The 3,761-nt window shown below is 44.4% G+C and carries 4 protein-coding genes; 3 read left to right on the forward strand and 1 reads right to left on the reverse strand.

Going from position 1 to position 3,761, the window contains the following annotated elements; all coding sequences use genetic code 11:
* From D6783_01950 to D6783_01960, 3 genes are all read left to right on the forward strand, one after another.
* On the forward strand, positions 1-497 hold a 497-nt coding region (locus D6783_01950; GenBank protein ID RME53463.1), incomplete at its 5' end, for an ATP-binding protein.
* Entirely contained in the window at positions 494-1,897 is a 1,404-nt protein-coding gene (locus D6783_01955; GenBank protein ID RME53464.1) for a DNA-binding response regulator, read from the forward strand. The genes D6783_01950 and D6783_01955, both read left to right, overlap by 4 nt.
* The gene (locus D6783_01960; protein ID RME53465.1) at positions 1,881-3,131 is read left to right on the forward strand and encodes a hypothetical protein; all 1,251 of its coding nucleotides are present in this window, start codon (positions 1,881-1,883) and stop codon (positions 3,129-3,131) included. The genes D6783_01955 and D6783_01960 overlap by 17 nt, the downstream gene beginning before the upstream one ends.
* Here D6783_01960 and D6783_01965 read toward each other — a convergent pair.
* Positions 3,128-3,739 carry a hypothetical protein gene (locus D6783_01965; GenBank protein ID RME53466.1) on the reverse strand — a complete coding sequence of 204 codons (612 nt, stop codon included), beginning with the start codon at positions 3,737-3,739 and terminating at the stop codon, positions 3,128-3,130. The two genes, D6783_01960 and D6783_01965, sit on opposite strands and share 4 nt — an antisense overlap.
* Positions 3,740-3,761 lie beyond the last annotated feature (22 nt).

Below are 3,761 nucleotides of genomic sequence, written 5' to 3' on the forward strand. Positions count from 1 at the left end.
GCTTTTCAAACATCCACCAACAAACAGATGACAACAAAAAACCGTACAATATTGCTGACCTCGTTTCACAAATTGCTCGTTCCTATGAAGGAAAAATCACATACATACAGCCAAAACGCCCAGAAGAAACAGTTGTACGTTGTGTCCCTGACTTTATTGATATTGTTGTCAGGAACTTAGTAAGCAATGCATTAGAAGCGGTTCAAGAAAAAAAACAAGGCGAGAGCAACCCTTCAGATGTCATCCTCAAACTAGCAACAGCACCAGAGTACGTCGAAATCAGCGTCGAAGACAAAGGAACAGGGATCGCAGAAGAAAAATTACACGAAATCTTCTTGCCGGACGTTTCTCTCAAAGAAAATCACTTAGGGTTAGGACTTTACCTCGTAAGCGAAATAGTCAATGCACACGGAGGATCAGTCCATGTAGCATCTCGCTACGGGCAAGGAAGTAAATTCAAAATTCTCTTGAAAAAAGAAGAAGGAGGAGCTGCATGAAAAAAATCAGATCAATCGATGACTTGTTCAAAAGTGATGAAACAGGAAGCGAACCACGAAAAAGAATACTTGTCATCGATGATCAGAAGGAAGGATATGAAACTGTTCGAGCAGTTCTCCCGTCAGACACGTATATTGTTGATTACGTAGACAGAGCTGAAAAAGGACTGGACCGCTTAAGAAGCGAATCATATGACGCCCTCATTCTTGACATGGTCATGCCAGAAAAAGACGGAAAGTATGTTCTTGAAAACATCCGCAGAGGGAATAGTCGAATACCTCCAGGCTTGCCAGTTCTTGTTCGAACGGCATACATCGGAAGAGGCGTAGATGAGAAAGATTTAAGTCGCTATGGCGTCAATGATGGAACGCTGAGAATCCAACACAAAGACGCCCACCCCGAGAAGATACTGAACGCAATCGAATCTTTGCTGACTGGTGAAAGGGAGACGAAATCAGAGCCCAGCACCGAAGCAGAAGAGAAAACGACGAACGCAGGAACTGCAAACGTCCTTGTCATAGGAGATTACCATCCCTTAGCGAAGAATCTCGCAACCACCTTGTTGTCAGAACGAAATGTTTCAAAAATATACCTTTCAACATCTGATCAACAAGATTCCTCCCGTCTCAACGTCTTGCCCTCGTTTTCATTAAACGAGTATCGCGGCCTCGTAGACGACCTAAAAGATGTTACTGAGGTATACTATTTCATCCCGCCCCCGAACTTCACCGGAGACCACTTTAAACATGCACGTTCTCTCATTCAATTTTCCAAAAAACTCCCTTCTTTACAGATGCTAACAGTTATTAGCTCCTTACTCGCAAAAAACGCACAATCCTTCGAAACGGGAGAAGAAGGTTTCGGCAATTTCGAGTACGTATTTGGCTTTTTAGATGAAGCAAACATGTCCCTATCAGAACTTGCCTTTAAAGGACTTTCAGAAGACCGGGGAAGAACCTTCTCAGTTCAAGTCTTGCGACCGGATCTTATCGTACACGGCGAGACGAGCGATGAACTATCGGCGCTAGTCTTCGGAAACTACACATCCCTCTTTCAACAAACACATTTCGGGCTTATTGGTAGCGAAGAACTTCTTGAAAAAATAACAGACCTTAGAAAACTCAGCAATAAACATGAAGAACTTGTTGAACTCCACGGGGGATTTGCGCTAGAACGAGAGGGAGTGCTTGCGCTCAAACACCTCATTCAGCAAAACCCGCCCACTCAAGACCTCCAGCGAGAACTGCGAGGCATCATAAAATTTCACACTCGAAAGAGAGAACCGTCAGGAACCGAACGAGTATTGCTAGGCAGATATTATATGGGCCACACCCCCTTAACAGAGAGCACACTTTTGTCTCTCTTCAGCAACGTCGTTAGAGGTGATTCTATTGACTAAAAGAGACGAATTACAACGCCAAACCATTGAGAAAATTATACAAATTGCACAACAAGAAGGATTTCCACACATCCCCATTCACATATACGACCTAGACGCAATTTCAGCAAAAACCCGAGAATTCCTCGCTCAAATCCCTGCCGTAAGTAAATTAGCCTTTGCACTCAAGTGCAACAGAGATAGGGAGGTCATTCAAACCCTCCTCGAAGAAGGATGCACACTCGAAATAAACAACGAACAAGAAGCAGATATAGCAATGCAAATGGGCGTTCCTCTAGAAGAAACTATAAACAGCAGTCCCATAACTCCTCCTCATGACCTCCGCTACCTCTTAGAACACGGCGTCAAGTCCTTCTGCATCGATTCTGCATCGCAAATCAATCAAATCAGTCGCGAAGCTCGAAGATTGGACGCCAACCCTCACGTCTACCTTCGAATAGACGTTAGCAACGTTGGAAGTCTTTTCGACCTCTCTCGCTTAGGAGCGCACCCCTCTAAAGCGGCAGACCTTCTGAATATGGCAGGCGATTTCGGCCTCATCCCTGAAGGGCTAACCTTCCACGTTGGTTCTCAATGTGAAAACCCGGACAATTGGAAGAAAGCGATCCAAACCTCTTCAGAAATTTTCTCAACCATGCTCAAGTACGGCATCGAACTCACAGTTCTTGACATCGGCGGAGGATTTCCAGCAAGATACACGGAAAAATCGCCGCTTTTCTCTCGTGTTGCCTCAACAATAAACGAAGCACTAAGAGACTACATAGACAGAAGCGTCCACATTTGGGCGGAGCCGGGGCGATTTCTTGTCGCTGATGCCGGCTGGACTGTCTGCTCCATTACGCAACTTGACGAGTCATTTAAAGAAGAAGGAAAGACTATTGGAAGAGCTACAATAAATTACTCTGCCTTCTCAGGACTCACTGAGCTTTTTGAATGCGATCACTTCACGTATCCCATCTACGCGCACACCCAACCTAACAATGAACGCTCAGAGATGATTGGCATTTATGACATCATCGGCAGTTCTTGCGCAGGAACTGACTATATCGCCCGAGGAGTACAGCTCCAACGTCTTGCAGAAGGCGACGCAATCATCATTGCCCTGACGGGAGCATACAATCAAGACGCATATGGCAACCTCGATAAAAACCTGCGAACATTTAATGGCGCCAACTTTGCTAAAAAAGTCTACGTGCGTAAAGGGAAGGTGTTTGCTCCTTCAACAGAATCTTAAGCCTCGTCCTCTTGAATAATCCTCTTGTACACCTCTTTAGCGGCTTTTTCGAAGTCAGAAGGCTTTTTCCTAAACCGAAACGCCTTTTTTACGAGCATTACTGTCCTTTTTGGTTTCTTAAAGTATTGAAGATGAATGGGAACGATCAAGGAATCCTTCACTTCATTGTTCAAATACACCACCCCGACTTTTGGCTTGACAACAACACCCTCGCGTTCCAGCCTCCCGCTTGGAAAGATGAGAATGGTCTCGCCTCGTTCAAGCAACCTCGAAGCTCTCTCAAGCACTTTGCCCTTCCTCGTTTGTTTCGTCGTTATAGATCCAAGACTGTACAATATGCAGGCCGAAATAGGATTTTTCAAGAATTTTTCATGAGTGATTATTCTTACTGGAAGCAATTGCAAGTAAAGAGAGAAGGGAAGCGTTGAAGCTATTAAAAAAGGATCTGCTCTGTTCGGATGATTGGCGGCAAGAATGTATTTTTTTCCTTTTTCAAAGACGTACTGGAACTTACCTTCTGACTTGAACAGAAGCCTCATCGGGATCCTGATGATAAGAATAGTCAAAGCTTGAACTATGGCAACCAAATAATTTTTTGTTTTCTTCATTTGGCCCTTCCCTTTCTTAGCA

Source organism: Candidatus Woesearchaeota archaeon (assembly GCA_003694805.1).
Lineage (GTDB): Archaea > Nanobdellota > Nanobdellia > Woesearchaeales > J110 > J110.